Source organism: Caulobacter segnis, from assembly GCF_019931575.1.
GTDB lineage: Bacteria > Pseudomonadota > Alphaproteobacteria > Caulobacterales > Caulobacteraceae > Caulobacter > Caulobacter segnis_C.
The window spans coordinates 1-19491 of record NZ_CP082923.1; the positions used below are offsets into that span (position 1 = coordinate 1).

The following is a 19491-nucleotide window of genomic DNA, read 5'->3' on the forward strand; positions in this document are numbered from 1 at the left end:
CTGAGCGGTTGGCTTTACTATTCCCTTGCGGGGCGAGGGGCTCTCGCGAGTCAACAGAAATATCCGCGATCGGACGCAAGTTTTCCGTTTGACCGGCCCCCTGCGCTGGCTAGTTTAAGCGTCTCAGCGCTTCTCCAGTCTTGGAAAAAACAAGGCGGCGGCGGACCGAACGTGTTCGCCGGGTAAGAACCTGTGTGCGTTGAGAAGACCGGCCGTACGCCATGGGGGGCGGGCGGCTGAGAATGGTTGCGGCGGTTGTTTTTGTGCGAGGCGGTGGACGAATGACGATGAAGGGTGGGGTGGCCAGCCAGGACTTCTCGGCGGCGATCGCGACGGCTTGCGAGCCGGCGGCGGGCGTGTGGTCGAAGGTGACCGTGGCCCTGAAACGCGAATTGGGCGACGCGGCGTTCGGCTCCTGGATCGCCCCGGCGATGCTGCGCGAGGCCGCGACCGGCGATGTCGTGCTGGTCACGCCGACGGGCATCGCCCGCGACTGGATCCGTCGCAGCGCCTGGCGCCGCATCGGCGAGCTGTGGGCCGCCAACGACGCCACCGGTCGCCGTATCGACCTGAAGTCGCGCCTGGAATTCGAGGCTTCGGCCGGCGCCTATGTCGAGGCCGCCCCGAAGGCCGTGTCGGCCGAGCCGATCGAGATCGTCCTGCCCGTGTCGACCGACGCGCCGGCCGTCGTGGCCCCGAGCGCGAAGTCGCCCCGCACCCAAGGGCTGCAGGAACGCTTCACCTTCGAGACCTTCGTCCCGGGTCCGGCCAACGAGTTCGCCCACGCCGTGGCGCGCCGGATCGCCAACTGGGCCGACGGCCACTTCAATCCCGTGCTGTTCCACGGCCCCTACGGTTTCGGCAAGACGCACCTGCTGAACGCCCTGGCCTGGGAAGCCATGCGCAACGCGCCGGAAAAGCGCGTGGTCTACCTGACCGCCGAGCGCTTCCTGTCGACCTTCGTGCGCGCCCTGATGGATCGCCAGACGGCGGCCTTCAAGGAAGAGCTGCGCGCGGCCGACCTCTTGATCATCGACGACGTCCACTTCATCGCGGGCAAGCAGTCGACCCAGGAAGAGCTGTTCCACACCCTGACCGCCCTCGTGGGCGAAGGCGGCCGCGTGGTGTTCTCGGCGGACCGTCCGCCGTCGGCCATGACCGAGATGGACCCGCACCTGCGCTCGCACCTGTCGGCGGGCCTGGTCTGCGGCCTGGAGCCGGCCGACCGCTCGCTGCGCTTGGGCATCCTGGAGCGCAAGATCCAGACCCTGTCGGGCGCCCAGGGCTTCGACCCGACCATGCGTCCGGACGTTCTGCAGTTCCTGGCCGACCGCTTCACCGACAGCGTCCGCGAGCTGGAAGGCGCGCTGAACACCCTGTCGGCCCGCGCCGGCGAGGGCCTGTCGCGCCTGACTCTGGACGAGGTGCAGGCGATCCTGCGCCCGCACCTGCGGACGGGCGAGAAGCGCATCACCATCGACGACATCCAGAAGGCCACCGCCGACCACTACGGCATGAAACAGGCCGACCTGCTCAGCGAGCGCCGCAACCGCGCCATCGCCCGTCCGCGCCAGGCCGCCATGTGGCTGGCCAAGCAGCTGACCACCCGGTCGCTGCCGGATATCGGCCGTCGCTTCGGGGGCCGCGACCACACCACCGTCTTGCACGCCGTGCGCCGCATCGAGGCCCTGCGCGCCGAGGACAACGCCCTGAGCCACGACCTGGAGACCATCACGCGCAAGCTGCGCGGCTGATCCGGGCGGGACCGGGACACCGGTTTCCTCAAGGCTTCAAGAAGAAGGGCCGTTCCGGAAGGGGCGGCCCTTTTTCATTGGACGGTCATGAGCCGTTTCCGGCCCTCAGCCGGGCTAAACCGCAAGATCGGTCGAGCGCGACCCGGCGGCGAGCGCCTAACTGGGCCCCGCCACGGAAAAGGGTGACGATGAAGGCGGCGCTTCCCAACTACCAGGCCCGGATGCAGCGGGTGCTGGACTATGTCGACCAGCATCTGGACGGTGACCTGGACCTGGAAACGGTGAGCCGCGTGGCCGCCTTCTCCAAGTTCCATTTCCACCGCCAGTTCGCGGCGACCTTCGGGCTGTCCGTGCATCGCTATGTCCAGCTGTCCCGCCTGAAGCGCGCGTCGCAGCGGCTGGCTTCCAAGGACGCCCAGAGCGTCACGGAGATCGCGATGGAGGCCGGTTATGACGCGCCGGACGCCTTCGCCCGCGCCTTTCGGCGCCGGTTCGGACAGTCGCCTTCGTCTTTCCGGAAATCGCCCGACTGGGCGCCGTGGCTCGCGGCCTTCGGGCCTCTCGACAATGCGAGGAGCAAGCTGATGCGCATAACCTACGAACCCGCCGACGTGACGATCCGTGACGTCCCCCCGACGCCGGTGGCGATCATGGAGCACCGGGGCGACCGGGCGACCCTGCCCGCCACGATCGAGCGGTTCATCGCCTGGCGCAAGGCCGCCGGCCTGTCGCCCGAGACGAGTTCGACCTTCAACATCTTCCGGTCGGAGCGGATGCCCGAAGACCCGGCCGACTACAGCATGGACCTGTGCGTCGGGACCGACCGGCCGATCGCGCCCGATGACGAGCGGATGAAGGCCGGCGTGATCCCTGGCGGCCGTTGCGCGGTGCTGCGTGTCGTCCACGACACCCACAATCTGGAGCCGGCCGCGCTCTACCTCTACCGCGACTGGCTTCCCGCCAGCGGCGAGGAGGCGCGGGACTTCCCGATCTACTGCCAGCGGCGCTTTTCGGCGCCCCCGGCCGCGCCGGTCCACCCGGTGGTCGTCGAGCTGTTCCTGCCGCTCAAATAGGGGCGTCAGGCGCCGGCCGCGCGCGCCGCAGCGTCAGATTGATCCGCCCGCCGTCCGGGACCAGGCTCGAAGAGCCCGGCAGGATCCGGTCCACGCCGTGGAAGGCCAGCCGGGCCGGCCCGGACAGGCGACACACATCTCCGGAGCTCAGTTTCAGGCTGCGCGTCGGGTCCTTGCGCGAGGTCCCGCCGATGCGGAACACCGCCGTGTCGCCCAGCGAGATCGACAGCACCGGAAAGCGCGGGTCGGCCTCGTCGCGGTCCTGGTGCAGGCCCATGCGGGCGCCGTCGCGATAGAGGTTGACCAGACACGAGTCCGGCGGCGTCTCCGCGTCGCCCAGCCGGGTCCACAGGTTCAGCAGCGCCGAGGGCATGGCGGGCCAGATCTGGTCCGTGCCCGGATGACGTTCGGCGTAGCGGTATCCCGCCGCGTCGCTGGTCCAGCCCAGCGGGCCGAACGCGGTCATCGCTACGCTCATCGGCTTACCATAAGCCGCCTCGTACTGGGCGAAGGGCGCGCTCTCGGCGGCCGCCATCACCGCCGCGATCAGATCCCGCTGGGCGGCGAGGTCCAGCAGGCCCGGCCAAAGGTCGAAACCCGGAATGACGGTCAGGGGCTGAAACATTACTGAAACTTAACGCGCGCCTTAGGAGCGGAAGGTGTTGGTTTGCGCCGCCGGCTGAGGGGGCCGGATGAATTTTCCATACTAGGGTCGAACATGCGTCGTCTTATGTCCTCTGCGGCCGTGGCCGTGATGTTGTTCGCCGCCGGGAGCGTTTCCGCCGCCCCGGCCGCCAAGGCCAAACCGAAGCCCGTTGCGGCGGCGGCTTCGGCGGGCTCCAAGGGCGCGACCTTCGCGACCGTGACGACCCAGCTGCCCCGCAACGTCCGTCCCTCGCACTATGATGTGGCCTTCACGCCGGACGCCGACAAGCTGACCTTCGACGCCAAGGTCAAGATCGCCATCGAGGTGGTCGAGCCGACCGCCACGGTGACCCTGCAGGCCGCCGACCTGACGTTCTCGAAGGCGGAGATCGCCGGGATCGGCGCGGCCAGCATCAAGGTCGACGACGAGGCCCAGACCGCCGCCTTCACGTTCGGCAAGGTGCTGCCGAAGGGCAAGTACGTCCTGTCGATCGACTACGCCGGCAAGATCTACAAGCAGGCCGCCGGCCTGTTCGCCCTCGACTACGAGACCGAGGCGGGCAAGAAGCGGGCGATCTACACCCAGTTCGAGAACTCCGACGCCCGCCGCTTCATCCCCTCGTGGGACGAGCCGTTCTACAAGGCCACCTACAGCGTCGAGGCGACGATCCCGACCGGCCAGATGGCCCTGGGCAACATGCCGATCGCCTCGTCCAAGGACCTGGGGAACGGCAAGACCCTGGTGAAGTTCGCCACTTCGCCGAAGATGTCGACCTACCTGCTGTTCTTCGGCCTGGGCGAGTTCGACCGCGCCTCGGTCAAGTCGGCCGGCGCCGACGTCGGCGTGGTCACCAAGAAGGGCGACACCGCCAAGGCCGATTTCGCCCTGAAGGCGGCCGCCGACATCCTGCCCTGGTACAACGACTATTTCGGCACGCCCTATCCGCTGCCGGTTCTGGACAACATCGCCGCCCCGGGCCGCAGCCAGTTCTTCAGCGCCATGGAGAACTGGGGCGCGATCTTCTATTTCGAATACGCCCTGCTGCTGGACCCGAAGATCTCGACCGAGACCGACAAGCAGAACGTCTTCACGACCGTGGCCCACGAGATGGCCCACCAGTGGTTCGGCGACCTGGTCACCATGGCCTGGTGGGACGACCTGTGGCTGAACGAGGGCTTCGCCTCATGGATGGAGGGCCGGGCGACCGAGCACTTCCACCCCGAGTGGAACGCGGCGCTCAACGCCGTGGGCGGCCGTGAATACGCGATGAGCCTGGACGCGCTCTCGACCACGCACCCCGTGGTGCAGCACGTCGAGACCGTGGAACAGGCCAGCCAGGCCTTCGACGCCATCACCTATCAGAAGGGCGAGGCCGTGATCCGCATGCTGGAAAGCTATGTCGGCCACGACGCCTGGCGCGACGGCGTGCGCGCCTACATGAAGCAGCACGCCCACGGCAACACGGTTAGCGACGACCTGTGGAGCGCCGTCGAGACGGCGGCGGGCAAGCCGATCAAGGCCATCGCCCACGACTTCACCCTGCAGCCGGGCGTGCCGCTGATCACGGTCGACAGCGCGACCTGCGCGGCCGGCAAGACCACCCTGGCCTTGACCCAGACCGAGTTCAGCAAGGACGCGCCGGGCAAGACGCCGCTGACCTGGCGCACGCCCGTCACCGTCCAGGCCCTGGGCGGCGGGACGGCCAAGACCCTGGTTACGGGCGGCAAGGGTTCGGTCACGGTCGACGGCTGCGGTCCGGTCGTGGTCAACGCCGGCCAGAACGGCTATTTCCGCGTCCAGTATGGTCCCGAGCGCTTCGCGGGCGTCGTCCAGAACTTCGCCAAGCTGCCGGCCATCGACCAGCTGGGCGTGATCAGCGACGCCTGGTCTATGGGTCTGGCCGGCTACCAGCCCGCCACCGACTTCCTCGAGCTGGCCAAGGCCACGCCCGCCGACACCGATCCGCAGGTGCTGTCGAAGGTGGCCAGCACCTTCTCGGCCATCGACGGCTACTACGAAGGCATGCCGACCGAGCGCGCCGCGTTCCGCAAGCTGGCGATCGCCCAGCTGCGGCCGCTGCTGGCCAAGGTGGGCTGGACCGCCAAGCCGGGCGAGGCCGACAATGTCGCCATCCTGCGCGCCGACCTGATCGGGGCCCTGGGCGGCCTGGGCGACGCCGAGGTCGTGGCCGAGGCCACGCGCCGGTTCGCCGCCGACAAGACCGACCCGTCGGCCATCCCCGGCCCGCTGCGCAAGACCGTCCTGGGCGTCGTGGCCAAGCACGCCGACCAGGCGACCTGGGACGCCATCCACGCCCAGGCCCAGGCCGAGAAGACCCCGCTGGTCCGCAACCAGCTCTACACCCTGCTGGCGGGAGCCGAAGACGAGGCCCTGGCCCGCAAGGCCCTGGCCCTGGCCCTGACCCCCGAGCCGGGCGAGACCCTGTCCAGCACCATGATCTCCAGGGTCGCCGGACTGCATCCGGACCTGACCTTCGACTGGGCCGTGGCCAACAAGGACGCGGTCAACGACAAGGTCGACTCCAGCTCGCGCACCCGGTTCATCCCGGGCCTGGGCCAGGCCTCGTCGAACCCGGCCACGGCCGAGAAGATCAAGGCCTACGCCGCGGCCAATCTGGCCGAAGGGTCGCGCAAGGAAGCCGACAAGGCCGCCGCCGCCGTGCTGAACCGCGCCCAGATCCGCCAGCAGCGCCTCCCGGCGATCACGGCCTGGGTGGCCAAGGCCGGCTAGTTCTCAAATAGTCCAGTCCTTTCAATGGCCGCGCTCCCAGGGGGTGCGGCCATTTTTCTGGGTCGCGACGCCAGATTCCCCCTTCCTCCGAGGGGTTATGGCCTTGCGCCCAGATCGCTATCCCCCATATCCGGCTTCGAAGCGGGGTTGACGGGCTCGTCAACTTCGCACAACGCATTTTGCCCGCTCGACTTTCGTCGGCGGAACAGGATGTGGAACGTAAACCCGAGAGAGTGCGAACCACGGGGACGGTACGAGAAAAACCGGGGCGCTTCCGAGAAGGCCCTTGTCACCGCCGTCCGCCTAAAGGAGCGACAGGTACGAAGATGAGCAAGATTATCGGCATCGACCTTGGCACCACGAATTCGTGCGTGGCCATCATGGACGGCAAGAACCCGAAGGTGATCGAGAACGCCGAGGGCGCTCGGACCACGCCATCGGTCGTGGCCTTCCTGGAAGACGGCGAGCGCCTGGTCGGCCAACCCGCCAAGCGTCAGGCCGTGACCAACCCGACCAACACCCTCTTCGCGATCAAGCGCCTGATCGGCCGCAACGCGAGCGATCCGGTGGTCGAGAAGGACAAGGGCATGGTGCCCTACGAGATCGTCAAGGGCCCGACCGGCGACGCCTGGGTCAAGGCCCACGGCAAGGACTACAGCCCGCAGGAAGTCTCGGCCTTCATCCTGCAGAAGATGAAGGAAGCCGCCGAAGCCCACCTGGGCGAGCCCGTGACCAAGGCGGTCATCACCGTTCCGGCCTACTTCAACGACGCCCAGCGTCAGGCGACCAAGGACGCCGGCAAGATCGCCGGCCTGGAAGTCCTGCGCATCATCAACGAGCCGACCGCGGCGGCCCTGGCCTACGGCCTGGACAAGAACGACGGCAAGAAGATCGCGGTCTATGACCTGGGCGGCGGCACGTTCGACGTCTCGATCCTGGAAATCGGCGACGGCGTCTTCGAGGTGAAGTCGACCAACGGCGACACCTTCCTGGGCGGCGAGGACTTCGACCTTCGGATCGTCGACTACCTGGCCGACGAGTTCAAGAAGGAGCAGGGCGTCGACCTGCGCAAGGACAAGCTGGCCCTGCAGCGCCTTCGTGAAGAGGCCGAAAAGGCCAAGAAGGAACTGTCGAGCACGGCCCAGTACGAAGTGAACCTGCCGTTCATCAGCATGAACGCCTCGGGTCCGCTGCACCTGAACATCAAGCTGTCGCGCGCCAAGCTGGAAGCCCTGGTCGACGACCTGATCGCCCGCACCATCGGTCCGTGCGAACAGGCCCTCAAGGACGCCGGCCTGAAGAAGAGCGACATCGACGAAGTGATCCTGGTCGGCGGCATGAGCCGCATGCCCAAGGTCCAGCAGGCGGTGCAGGACTTCTTCGGTCGCGAGCCCCACAAGGGCGTGAACCCCGATGAAGTCGTGGCGCTGGGCGCGGCTGTCCAGGCCGGCGTGCTGCAAGGCGACGTCAAGGACGTGCTGCTGCTGGACGTGACCCCGCTGACCCTGGGCATCGAGACCCTGGGCGGTGTGTTCACCCCGCTGATCGAACGCAACACCACCATCCCGACCAAGCGCTCGCAGACCTTCTCGACCGCCGACGACAACCAGTCGGCCGTGACGATCCGCGTGTTCCAGGGCGAACGCCCGATGGCGGTCGACAACAAGATCCTGGGTCAGTTCGACCTGGTCGGCATCCCGCCGGCGCCGCGCGGCGTGCCGCAGATCGAGGTCACCTTCGACATCGACGCCAACGGCATCGTCCAGGTCCACGCCAAGGACAAGGCGACCAACAAGGAGCACTCGATCCGCATCCAGGCCAATGGCGGCCTTTCGGACAGCGACATTGAGCGCATGGTCAAGGAAGCCGAGGCCAACAAGGCCGCGGACGAGAAGAAGAAGCAGCTGGTCGAGGCCAAGAACCAGGGCGAGGCGATCCTGCACTCGACCGAGAAGGCCCTGGCCGAGCACGGCGACAAGGTCGGCGCGGCCGAGAAGGGCGCGATCGAAACCGGGATCACCGAGCTGAAGACCGCCCTGGAAGGCGAGGACGTCGAGGCTATCCAGGCCAAGACCCAAGCCCTGATCCAGGCTTCGATGAAGCTGGGCGAGGCCATGTACGCCGCTCAGCAAGGCTCGGCCGAAGGCGCTGACGGCGCCGAGGCCGCGGACGACGGCGTCGTCGACGCCGAGTTCGAAGAAGTCGACGACAACAAGCCGGCGGCCTAAGCACCGCCATGCGCGCGCCGCGGAACCTTCGCCATAAGATCGTTCCGCGGCCGCGACCTCTTGTCTCGCCGCCCGAGGACGCCTTGCGCCGGGCCGCGTGCTATCCCACCTCTTCTCCTATCAACGCCACTTTCGTGGGCCTTTTGGGCGCCAGACGCTGACGATGCGCGACTATTACGAAATTCTCGGCGTGACCCGGACCATCGACGAGGCTGGTCTGAAGTCCGCGTTCCGCAAACTGGCGATGGAACACCACCCCGACCGCAACGGCGGCTGCGAGAACGCGACCGGTCGGTTCAAGGAAATCAACGAGGCCTATTCGGTCCTCTCCGATCCGCAGAAGCGCGCGGCCTATGACCGTTTCGGTCACGCGGGCGTCAACGGTCCGCAAGGCGGCGCCGGCGGCTTCGGCGGCCAGGGCTTCGACGCCAGCGACATCTTCAACGACGTCTTTGGCGACGTGTTCGGGGAAATGTTCGGCGGCGGTCGTCGCCAGTCGAACGGCCCCCAACGCGGCCAGGACCTGCGCTACGACCTGGAGATCTCCCTCGAGCAGGCCTATGCGGGCGCCGAGGTCGAGATCAAGGTGCCGGCCGCCATGACCTGCGAGGTCTGCGAGGGCTCGGGCGCCAAGCCGGGCACCAGCCCCACCGTCTGCGGCACCTGCGGCGGCGCCGGCCGGGTCCGCGCCACGCAAGGCTTCTTCGCGGTCGAGCGCGGCTGCCCGCGCTGCGGCGGCTCGGGCCGTCTGGTCCTCGATCCCTGCCAGAACTGCAACGGCCACGGCCAGGTGCGCCGCGAGCGCATCCTGTCGGTGCGCATCCCGGCCGGCGTCGACGACGGCGCCCGCATCCGCCTGGCGGGCGAGGGCGACGCGGGCGCGCGCGGCGGTCCGCGCGGCGACCTCTACATCTTCCTGTCGGTGACCCCGCACGAGCTGTTCGAGCGCGACGGTCTGGACCTGCTCTGCACCGTGCCGGTGCCGATGACCACCGCCGCCCTGGGCGGCGAAATCGAGGCCCCCTGCCTGCTGGGCGGCGAGAACTGCGACGGCAACTGCAAGATCAGCGTCTCGGTGCCCGAAGGCGCTCAGACCGGCAAGACCGTCCGCCTCAAGGGCAAGGGCATGCCGTCCCTGCGCAGCCGCCAGCGCGGCGACCTGGTGGTCGAGCTGTTCGTCGAAACCCCGACCCACCTGTCCGCCCGTCAGAAGGAACTGATGCGCGAACTGGCCGGCCTGTGCGGCGAAAAGCAGAACCCCAAGTCCGCCAACTTCGTCGGCAAGGCCAAGCGCTTCTGGGAAGAGGTCACGGGGAACTAGGGTTCCCGTGACCATCGCTGGGCGGTCAGTCGATAGCGACCCGCCACCATGAGCACGAAAACGAGCAGCAGGCCCCCTCCGACGGCGAGCCTGACACCCAAATTCGCCAGGATTCTGAGCTCGCGCTCGGTTTCGGGTTGAAGGCTCGTCGCCCGATGGGCGGACGCCTTGAACACCAGAGGCACGACCACCTTGGCGGGCCGCGCATTCGGGTCGTCGGGCGGGATCATCCGAAATTTCGGCGCGATCCTGAGGGCCGCTTGCCCGAAGCCCTCGCCGGCCGGCGTCTCGTCCCTGATTTCGCAGCGGTCGAGGCGGCCGTCCGCCCTTACGTCGCAGGCCATCATCGCCCGACCGGAGATGTCGTGGCGCGCGGCGTGGTCGGGATAGTACCGGGACATATCCTCGACCGTCGGCTTCTCCAGCCAGTCCGGCCTGTAGGGCCCCATGACGGCGGGGCGAGGCGTTGGCGTCTGGTCGGCGGCCGTGGTCATGCCGCTAGCTCGACTCTGGCGCGAGCGGGCGTCAAGGGGGCCGAGGTCCGTTCATCCCCGGAATTCCTTAACGCCGCCCCTTAACGCAACCCGCGACGCTCTGTAGTTTCGGGCGTCATGAACGCGCACACGACGCCCACGCCCGCAGCCCAGCTCGACCCCACCGGCGCGACGCCGGTGATGCAGCAGTTCTTCGAGATGAAGGCGCGGCAGCCCGATGCGTTGATCTTCTTCCGCATGGGCGACTTCTACGAGCTGTTCTTCGAGGATGCGTACAAGGCCGCCGCCGCCTTAGGCATCAGCCAGACCTTCCGGGGCACGCATGCGGGCCAGCCGATCCCGATGGCGGGCGTGCCGCAGCACGCGGCGGAAGCCTATCTCTCCAAGCTGATCCGCATGGGCTTCAAGGTCGCCGTCTGCGAGCAGATGGAAGACCCGGCCGAGGCCAAGAAGCGCGGCTCCAAGTCGGTGGTCCGCCGCGACATCGTCCGGGTGGTCACGCCCGGCACCCTGACCGAGGACGGCCTGCTGGATGCGCGCGGGGCCAACCGCCTGGCGGCCGTGGCCATCCGCGCCGGACAGGCCGCCGTGGCCTCGGTCGAGCTCTCCACCGGCGAGGTCGAGGTCTTCGCCCTGGCCAAGGAGGCCGTAGCGCCGATCCTGGCCGCCCTGGCGCCGTCCGAGACCCTGGTCGCCGATCGCCTGCTGTCGGACGAGAGCCTGTCCCAGACCCTGAAGATCTGCGGCGGCCTGGTGCAGCCCATGCCCTCGGCCCTGTCCGAGCCTCAGGCCTCGGAAGCGCGGGTCAAGCGCCTCTACGGTGTCGAGACCCTGGACGGCTTCGGCGGGCTGACGCCGGCCGAGATCGGGGCCCTGGGCCTGATCGCCGCCCACCTGGAGATGACCCAGGCCGGCAAGCTGCCGGCGCTGCGCGCGCCCCGACGGGCGGCGGACGCCGACGTCATGGCCATCGACCCGGCCACGCGCGGCAGCCTGGAGATCGACCGCACCCAGACTGGCGACCGCAACGGCTCGCTCCTCGCCACCATCGACCGCACGGTGACCGCCGGCGGCGCCCGGATGCTGGCCTCGCGCCTGGCCCGGCCGCTGCTGGACGTCGCCGCCATCGACCAGCGCCTGGACGCGGTCGAGTGGTTCGTCGAGCACCGCCAGCTGCGCCAGCGCCTGCGCGAAGTGCTCAAGGGGGCCGGCGACATGGCCCGCGCGCTGTCTCGTCTCGCCCTCGGCCGGGGCGGACCGCGCGACCTGGGCTGCCTGCGCGACACCCTGAAGGTGGGCGAACGCCTGGCCGGCATGGCGGGCGGTTCGCCCGATCCGCTGTCGCCGCCGCCGTTCGAGCTGGAGCACGCCTTCAAGGCCCTGACCCCGTCGCTGCACGAGGGCCTGTCTCAGTTCCTCAACGTGCTGGAACAGGGCCTGGGCCCCGACCTGCCGGCCCTGGCCCGCGACGGCGGCTTCGTCGCCGCCGGCGTCCGGCCGGAGCTGGACCAGGCCCGCGGCCTGCGCGACGACAGCCGCAAGGTCATCATCGCCCTGGAAGCCCAGCTGATGGCGGAAAGCGGCGTGCCGCTGAAGATCCGCCACAACGGCGTGCTCGGCTATTTCGTCGAGTCCACGGCCGGCAAGGCCGATCCGCTGTTCCAGCCGCCGCTGAACGCCACCTTCATCCACCGTCAGACCCTGGCCAACCAGGTGCGCTTCACCACGGTGGAGCTGGCCGACCTGGACGCCCGCATCGCCCAGGCCGCCGAGCGCGCCCTGGCCATGGAGGTCGCCGCCTTCGAGGACTGGCGCGAGCAGGCCCGGATGCTGGCCGACGCCATCCAGATCGCCGCCGAGGCCCTGGCCCGCCTGGACGTCGCCTCCGCCCTGGCCGAATGGGCCGAGGACGCCGGCGCGGTGCGCCCGATCGTCGACACCTCCTACGCCTTCGACGCCAAGGGCGCCCGCCACCCGGTGGTCGAGGCGGCTGTCAAGCGCGCCGGCGACCCCTATACGCCCAACGACTGTTGCCTGGACGCCTCGGGCGAGACCGGGGCCCGGCTGTCGATCGTCACCGGTCCGAACATGGCGGGTAAGTCGACCTTCCTGCGCCAGAACGCCCTGCTGGCGATCCTGGCCCAGTCGGGCTGCTACGTGCCGGCCGCCTCGTTCCGCCTGGGTGTCGTCGACCGCCTGTTCAGCCGCGTCGGGGCCGGCGACGACCTGGCCCGGGGCCGCTCGACCTTCATGATGGAGATGGTCGAGACCGCCGCCATCCTGACCCAGGCCGGCCCGCGCAGCCTGGTGATCCTGGACGAGATCGGCCGGGGCACGGCCACCTATGACGGCCTGGCCATCGCCTGGGCCTGCGCCGAGGCCCTGCACGACACCAACAAGAGCCGCGCTCTGTTCGCCACGCACTATCATGAGCTGGCGACGCTGGAGGAGCGGATGGCCCACGTCTCCAACCTCAGCCTGCGGGCCAAGGAGTGGAACGGCGACCTCGTCTTCCTGCACGAGGCCGCGCCCGGCCCGGCCGACCGCTCGTACGGCGTGCAGGTGGCCAAGCTGGCCGGCGTGCCCGGTCCGGTGGTCGTCCGCGCCCGCGAGGTGCTGGACCGCCTGGAAAGCAAGGACCAGTCGCCGGCCAAGCTGGACGACCTGCCGCTGTTCGCCGTCAGCCAGGCGGCGGTCCAGGCCCAGGCGCCCGCCAAAGCGGCGCCCAGCGCGGTGGAGCACACCCTGGCCGACCTCGACGTTGACGGCATGAGCCCGCGCGAGGCCTTGGAAGCCCTCTATCGTCTTAAGGGTCTGCTGAAGACCTAGAGTCCTTAGTGTCAGCGTGACGGTCGCCAAAACCGGCTTCCACTTTTCGCTGTCACGCTGTGGTACCCATATACTCAACATGCCCCGTCGCCTTCGCCCCACCCGCCTGGAACATGTCGTCGACGGTCACGCCCTGCGCGCCCGCCTTTCGGCCGCCGCCCTCGATTCCATCGGCAACGAGGCCGAGCAGCGCGCGCGCGCCATCGAGATCCTCAAGCAAGCGCTGTTTCGCGGCCGGATGATCGCCAAGGAGCGACTGGAGAACGGGGCCAGCGGCGTCGAGACCGCCCGGCTGATCAGCGGCGTCACCGACGAGGTGATCACCGCCCTCTACGACTTCACGACGGTGCACGTGTTCCGGGCCCGCAACCCGACCGAGGGCGAGCGCCTGTGCCTGCTGGCCGTCGGCGGCTACGGGCGCGGCACCCTGGCGCCCTTCTCGGACATCGATCTGCTGTTCCTGCGGCCCTACAAGCAGACGCCGCACGCCGAAAGCGTGATCGAGTTCATGCTCTATGCGCTGTGGGATCTGGGCTTCAAGGTCGGCCACGCCTCGCGGACCATCGAGGAGTGCGTGCGCCTCTCGAAGGAGGATTTCACGATCCGCACCTCGATCCTGGAGGCCCGCCGCCTGACCGGCGACGAGCGCCTGGCCGAGGACCTGAAGAAGCGCTTCCGCGACGACGTCATGAAGGGCACCGGCGCCCAATTCGTCGCCGCCAAGCTGAAGGAGCGCGACGACCGCCAAGCCCGGGCCGGGACCAGCCGCTACATGGTCGAGCCCAACGTCAAGGAAGGCAAGGGCGGCCTGCGCGACCTCCACACCCTGATGTGGATCGCCGAGTACCTGCACCCGGTCGATCGGCCCGAGGACGTCTTCAAGATGGAGGTGTTCTCCAGCCGCGAGACCAAGGCCTTCATCCGCGCCTTCGACTTCCTGCACGCCGTGCGGGCCCACCTGCACTTCACGACCGGCCGGCCCGAGGAGCGGCTGACCTTCGACCTGCAGCCCGAGATCGCCCGCCGCATGGGCTATGGCGACCGGGGCGACGCGCCGGCGGTCGAGCGGTTCATGCGCCGCTACTTCCTGATCGCCAAGGAGGTCGGGGCCCTGACCCGCGCCTTCTCGGCCAAGCTGGAAGCCGAGCACTTCAAGAACGAGCCCAAGGGCATCTCGCGGTTCCTGCAGGGCGGCCGGCCCAAGCGCAAGGCGCTGGACGTCGAGGGCTTCTACGAGGACGGGGGGCGCCTGAACATCGAGGGCCAGGCGGTCTTCGAGGCCGATCCAGTCAACCTGATCCGCCTTTTCAAGATCGCCGACGAACGCGACCTCGACCTGCACCCGGACGCCTTCACGGCGGTGACCCGGTCGCTTTCCTTGATCACCTCGCGCGTGCGCCGTGACCCCGACGCCTGCCGGACCTTCCTGGACTTGCTGGCCCGCGGCAAGCGCAGCTACCGCACCCTGACCCTGATGAACGACGCCGGGGTGCTGGGCCGCTTCGTGCCGGAGTTCGGCCGGGTCGTGGCCCAAATGCAGTTCAACATGTACCACTCGTACACGGTGGACGAGCACACCCTGCGGGCCGTCGGCGTGATCGGCGACATGGCCGCCGGCCGCCTGAGCGACGACCACCCGCTGGCGGTCTCGATCATGCCGCTGATCGAGGACCGCGAGGCCCTGTTCCTGGCCATGCTGCTGCACGACACCGGCAAGGGCGGGGTGGGCGGTCAGGAGAAGGCCGGAGCCCGCAGCGCCCGCAGCGCCTGCGAGCGCCTGGGCCTGGAGCGCACCAAGGTCGAGCTGGTCGCCTGGCTGGTCGAGAACCATCTCGTCATGAGCGACTTCGCCCAGAAGCGCGACGTCTCCGATCCCGGCACGGTGGCCGCCTTCGCGCGGATCGTCGAGAACCCCGAGCGCCTGCGCCTCCTGCTGGTCATCACCGTCGCCGACATCCGCGCCGTCGGCCCCGGCGTCTGGAACGGCTGGAAGGGCCAGCTGCTGCGTGAGCTCTACAACGCCACCGAGGCGGTGTTCCGGGGCGGGCGCGGCAGCGACGCCGCCGCCAATGTCCTGCGCCACCAGGAGAGCGCCGCCGAGGCCGCCCGCGCGGCGCTGCTGGAGACCGATCCGGCCGCCATGGGCTGGGCCACGGCGATGGAGAACGCCTATTTCAGCGCCTTCAGCCAGGAAGACCTGTTCGAGCACGCCGCCCTGGCGCGCCGGGCGGCCATCCAGGGCGGGGCGGCCGCCGAGGGCCGCGTGCGCTCGGGCCAGAACGCCGCCGAGATCGTGGTCGCCGCCAAGGACCGGCGCGGCCTGTTCGCCGACCTGGCCCTGGCCATCTCGTCGCTGGGCGGCAACGTCGTCGGGGCGCGGGTCTTCACCTCGCGCCAAGGCCAGGCCCTGGACGTCTTCTATGTGCAGGACGTGACCGGCGCGCCTTTGGGCTGCGAGAACCCGCGCGCCCTCCGCCGCCTGGCCGACGCCCTGGAGGCCGCCGGCCGGGGCGAGACCCTGGCGGTCGAGCCGCGCCGGGGCGCCGAGCAGTCGCGCGCCGCCGCCTTCGCGATCGCGCCGACCGTGGTGGTCGACAACGACGCCTCCAACGACGCCACGGTGGTCGAAGCCTCGGGCCGCGACCGTCCGGGCCTGCTGCACGCCCTGGCCAAGACCCTGGCCGAGAGCGGCCTTTCCATCCAGTCGGCCCACATCGACGGCTATGGCGAGCGGGCGGTCGACGCCTTCTACGTCCAGACGTCGCAGGGCGAGAAGGTCACCGACACCCGCAAGGTCAACGCCCTCAAGGCCGACCTGCTGGCCGCCCTGGAGCAGAACGAGGCGACGGCCCCGGCGGCCCGCGCGGGCTTGCGCCGGGCGCGGGCCAGCGTGGCGCGATAGGGGTCTTCGTCACAGTTCCGGTTCAGCCGTCGAGGAAGAAGACATGAAGCCGCCGATCAAGCGCCTGGCCGACCTCAAGCCCGCCGCCGCCAGCGCCACGGCCTATGCGCGGCCCACCCCGAAAGTGGCGCGCCGCAAGACCGCCAAGGTGCTGACCGACGAAGAACGCGCGGCGTTCCTGGCCTCCCGCCCGGACCTCGCGCCCAAATAGCGCGGGCCGAGGCGCTCGGAAGCGAGTGGGCTGAGCGTCTGAGAAGGGTGGGGAGCGGGCCTCTGGCATTAGCCAATCGGCCGACGCCGCAGGCCCCCACCTGACCGCTTCGCGGTCGTCCGCCCCCAGCGGGGGCGGAAGGCGCCCGGCTCCCTTCTTCCCCCTCCGGGGGAGGAGCGCCGCAGGCGCGGAGGGGGCAAGTACGGGTCGAAGCCCGACCTTCTGGGTCGGTGCGATCCTTACTCGCCGTGAGATGTAAGGAAGGCTCCTTCTCCGAGGGAGAGGAATGGCGAACCAATCCGTGTCATCCCGGACGCGCCGAAGGCGTGATCCGGGACCCAGGGGTGCGGTGGCGGCGTGTCGCTTCACCGCCCTTGACGCCCTCCCGCCAAACGCCCAGAAGCCGCGCGTGACCGACGCCGTTCCTCCCGCTTCCGCCGACCAGCCCGCGCCGCCCGCCAAGAAGGGCGGGGGGCTGCTCAAGTCGTCGATGATCTATTCCGGCCTGACCCTGGTCAGCCGGTTCATGGGGTTCGCGCGGGACCTGGCGGTCTCGTACCGGATGGGGGCCAGCGCCACGCCGGCCGCCGACGCCTACAACGCGGCCCTGGCCTTCCCGAACCTGTTCCGCCGGTTCTTCGCCGAGGGCGCCTTCGCCGCGGCCTTCGTGCCGGCCTACGCCAAGTCGCTGCAGCGCGACGGCGAGGAGAAGGCCGACATCCTGGCCGCCGACGCCATGGCGACCCTGGCGGCCTCGACCATCCTGATCACCGTCGTCTGCCAGCTGGCCATGCCCTGGCTGATGATGCTGATCAGCCCAGGCTTCGGCTGGGGCACCGAGAAGTACAAGCTGGCGGTGCTGCTGACCCAGATCACCATGCCGTACCTGCCGTGCATGGCCATCGTCGCGCACCTGTCGGGCGTCTTGAACGCCCGCGACCGCTTCATCCTGTCGGCGGGCGCGCCGATCCTGCTGAACATCTTCACCCTGGCCTTCATCCTGCCCCAGACCAGCGCCGTCGGCGCGGCCACCTGGGGCTCGATCGGCGTGGTGGTCGCGGGCGTCGCCCAGGCGGCCCTGCTGACCTGGGGCGTCAACAAGTCGGGGGCCAAGGTCCACTGGCGGCTGCCGCGCCTGACGCCGGAGGTGCGCGAGCTGATCGGCAAGGCCATCCCCGGCGCCCTGGCGGCCAGCGCCACCCAGGTCAACATCTTCATCTCGGGCAACCTGGCCAGCCACGTTCCGGGCGGCCGCACCTGGCTGGCCACCGCCGACCGCCTCTACCAGCTGCCGCTGGGCCTGGTGGGCGTGGCCATCGGCGTCGCCTTGCTGCCGCGCCTGTCGCGCGCCGTGCACTCGGGCGACCGTGACGACGCTCAGAGCGCCATGGACCAGGGCGTGACCCTGGCCATGGCCCTGACCCTGCCGGCCGCCGCTGCCCTGGTCGCCATGCCGGGCTTCCTGTCGGACGGCCTCTACACGCGCGGCCAGTTCACCGCCTTCGACGCCAGCCAGACGGCGGCGGCGCTGTTCTTCTACGGCCTGGGCACCCCGGCCTTCGTGCTGCAGCAGCTCTACTCGCGGGCCTTCTTCGCGCGCGGCGACACCAAGAGCCCGATGCGCTTTGCTTTGATCTCTGTGGCGGTGAACATCGCCTTCGGCGTGGCCCTGTTCCAGCTGGTGGGGGTCAAGGGCATCGCGGCGGCCACGGCGATCGCCTCGTGGATCAATGTCGGCCAGATGGCCTGGGGCCTGTCGGCCAAGAAGGACTACAGCCCGTCGCTGCAGACCTGGTCGCGCCTGGCCCGGATCCTGGTCGCCAGCCTGGGCATGGGCCTCCTGATGGCCGCCGCCTCGCACTGGCGCGACCTGATCGAGGCCCCGCTGCGCGGCCTCGGCCTGACGGGCCACGCGATCGGGGCCAAGGAGTTCGCCCTGGCGCTCACCTGCCTGGCCGGCGTCGCGGTCTATCCGCCGCTGCTGTTCCTGTTCGGCGGGGTCAAGCCGGCCGAGCTGAAGGCGGCGCTGCGCCGGGGCAAGGCTTGATCCGTGGCGGCGGGGAGGCTAACCAGCGGGCCATGGCTCCGATCGGTCTCCTCGCGCCGCGATGGCGCGGCTCTTTCTGACTTCGATCATCGCGTCTCGACGCGATGGGCGCTTCCGTACGCCCGCCACCAGTCCAAAATTCGACAGCAAGGCTTAAGGCCATGACCGACCAAGCTCCCGTCCCCTATGCGGGCCCCGCCCGCGTGCTCTCGGGCGTCCAGCCCTCGGGCGCCCTGCACCTGGGCAACTATCTCGGCGCGCTGGTGAAGTTCGCCCGCCTGCAGCACGAGATCGACACCTTCATCTTCGTGGCCGACCTTCACGCCATCACCGTCTGGCAGGACCCGGCGGCCCTGGCCCAGCAGACCCGCGAGATCGCGGCGGCCTACATCGCCTCGGGCCTGGACCCGGACAAGGCGACGATCTTTCCGCAATCGGCGGTGCGCGAGCACGCCGAGCTGGCCTGGATCTTCCAGTGCGTCGCCCGCTTGGGCTGGCTGGACCGCATGACCCAGTTCAAGGAGAAGAGCGGCAAGCACAAGGAGCGCAGCTCGGTGGGCCTCTACACCTACCCGGTGCTGCAGGCGGCCGACATCCTGGTCTACAAGGCCACCCACGTGCCGGTCGGTGAGGACCAGAAGCAGCACCTGGAGCTGACCCGCGACATCGCTGGCAAGTTCAACCACGACTTCGGGGTCCAGGGCTTCTTCCCGCAGCCCGAGCCGCTGATCCAGGGGCCGGGCGCGCGGGTCATGTCCCTGCGCGACGGCGCGGCCAAGATGAGCAAGTCCGATCCGTCCGACTATTCGCGCATCAACCTGACCGACACGGCCGATGACATCGCCGCCAAGGTCCGCAAGGCCCGCACCGACCCGGAGCCGCTGCCGGAAACCCTCGAGGAGCTGGCCGGCCGCGCCGAGGCCGACAACCTGGTGGGCATCTTCGCGGCCCTGTCGGGCCGGACCAAGGCCGAGGTGCTGGCCGAGTACGCTGGCAAGGGCTTTGGAACCTTCAAGCCGGCCCTGGCCGAGCTGGCGGTCGAGAAGCTGGCCCCGGTGGGCGAGCGCATGCGCGGCCTGCTGGGCGACCCGGCGGTGCTGGACGCCATCCTGGCCAAGGGCGCGGAAAAGGCCCGCGAGGCCGCCGCCCCGACCCTGGCCGAGGTCAAGAAGCTGGTCGGCTTCTGGGGGGCCTAGAAACGAGGCTTGAGGTTCAGGCTGAAGCGGCGTCATCTC

General features: G+C 69.4%; 13 protein-coding genes. 11 read left to right on the plus strand and 2 right to left on the minus strand.

What is annotated here, in order from left to right:
- Positions 1–281 precede the first annotated feature (281 nt).
- Positions 282–1754 (plus strand): chromosomal replication initiator protein DnaA, encoded by a 1473-nt coding sequence (gene dnaA / locus K8940_RS00005; RefSeq protein ID WP_223392502.1) that lies wholly within the window; start codon positions 282–284, stop codon positions 1752–1754.
- A 188-nt stretch (positions 1755–1942) separates the two neighbouring features.
- Positions 1943–2827 (plus strand): GyrI-like domain-containing protein, encoded by an 885-nt coding sequence (locus tag K8940_RS00010; RefSeq protein WP_223392503.1) that lies wholly within the window; start codon positions 1943–1945, stop codon positions 2825–2827.
- On the opposite strand, the gene K8940_RS00015 is transcribed toward K8940_RS00010, so the two are convergent.
- Positions 2820–3452 carry an alpha-ketoglutarate-dependent dioxygenase AlkB gene (locus tag K8940_RS00015; RefSeq protein WP_223392504.1) on the minus strand — a complete coding sequence of 211 codons (633 nt, stop codon included), beginning with the start codon at positions 3450–3452 and terminating at the stop codon, positions 2820–2822. The genes K8940_RS00010 and K8940_RS00015 overlap by 8 nt on opposite strands.
- A 93-nt stretch (positions 3453–3545) precedes the next feature.
- Here K8940_RS00015 and K8940_RS00020 point away from each other — a divergent pair, with 93 nt between their 5' ends.
- The 3 genes from K8940_RS00020 to dnaJ all read left to right on the plus strand — a co-directional run bounded on the left by K8940_RS00020 (position 3546) and on the right by dnaJ (position 9773).
- The gene (locus tag K8940_RS00020) at positions 3546–6224 is read left to right on the plus strand and encodes a M1 family metallopeptidase (protein WP_223392505.1); all 2679 of its coding nucleotides are present in this window, start codon (positions 3546–3548) and stop codon (positions 6222–6224) included.
- 326 nt (positions 6225–6550) lie between these two features.
- Entirely contained in the window at positions 6551–8452 is a 1902-nt protein-coding gene (gene dnaK / locus K8940_RS00025; protein ID WP_223392506.1) for a molecular chaperone DnaK, read from the plus strand.
- A 163-nt stretch (positions 8453–8615) separates the two neighbouring features.
- A complete protein-coding gene (gene dnaJ / locus K8940_RS00030) occupies positions 8616–9773 on the plus strand; it encodes a molecular chaperone DnaJ (protein WP_223392507.1) in 1158 nt (385 codons plus the stop codon).
- On the opposite strand, the gene K8940_RS00035 is transcribed toward dnaJ, so the two are convergent.
- Positions 9770–10267: a TonB family protein gene (locus tag K8940_RS00035; RefSeq protein WP_223392508.1), complete on the minus strand. Its 498-nt coding sequence runs from the start codon at positions 10265–10267 to the stop codon at positions 9770–9772. The two genes, dnaJ and K8940_RS00035, sit on opposite strands and share 4 nt — an antisense overlap.
- A gap of 117 nt (positions 10268–10384) precedes the next feature.
- Here K8940_RS00035 and mutS point away from each other — a divergent pair, with 117 nt between their 5' ends.
- The 6 genes from mutS to trpS all read left to right on the plus strand — a co-directional run bounded on the left by mutS (position 10385) and on the right by trpS (position 19452).
- On the plus strand, positions 10385–13096 hold the full coding sequence (gene mutS / locus K8940_RS00040) for a DNA mismatch repair protein MutS (RefSeq protein WP_223392509.1): 2712 nt from the start codon (positions 10385–10387) through the stop codon (positions 13094–13096).
- A gap of 79 nt (positions 13097–13175) precedes the next feature.
- Entirely contained in the window at positions 13176–15998 is a 2823-nt protein-coding gene (locus K8940_RS00045) for a [protein-PII] uridylyltransferase (RefSeq protein WP_223392510.1), read from the plus strand.
- Positions 15999–16041: 43 nt separating this feature from the next.
- Complete coding sequence (locus tag K8940_RS00050; RefSeq protein WP_223392511.1) at positions 16042–16209, plus strand: hypothetical protein; 168 nt, start codon at positions 16042–16044, stop codon at positions 16207–16209.
- 409 nt (positions 16210–16618) lie between these two features.
- Entirely contained in the window at positions 16619–18256 is a 1638-nt protein-coding gene (gene murJ / locus K8940_RS00055) for a murein biosynthesis integral membrane protein MurJ (protein ID WP_223392512.1), read from the plus strand.
- A gap of 32 nt (positions 18257–18288) precedes the next feature.
- Complete coding sequence (locus K8940_RS00060) at positions 18289–18336, plus strand: hypothetical protein (RefSeq protein ID WP_199170743.1); 48 nt, start codon at positions 18289–18291, stop codon at positions 18334–18336.
- Positions 18337–18417: 81 nt separating this feature from the next.
- Positions 18418–19452, plus strand: coding sequence for a tryptophan--tRNA ligase (gene trpS / locus K8940_RS00065; RefSeq protein WP_223392513.1), 1035 nt, complete (start codon positions 18418–18420; stop codon positions 19450–19452).
- Positions 19453–19491 lie beyond the last annotated feature (39 nt).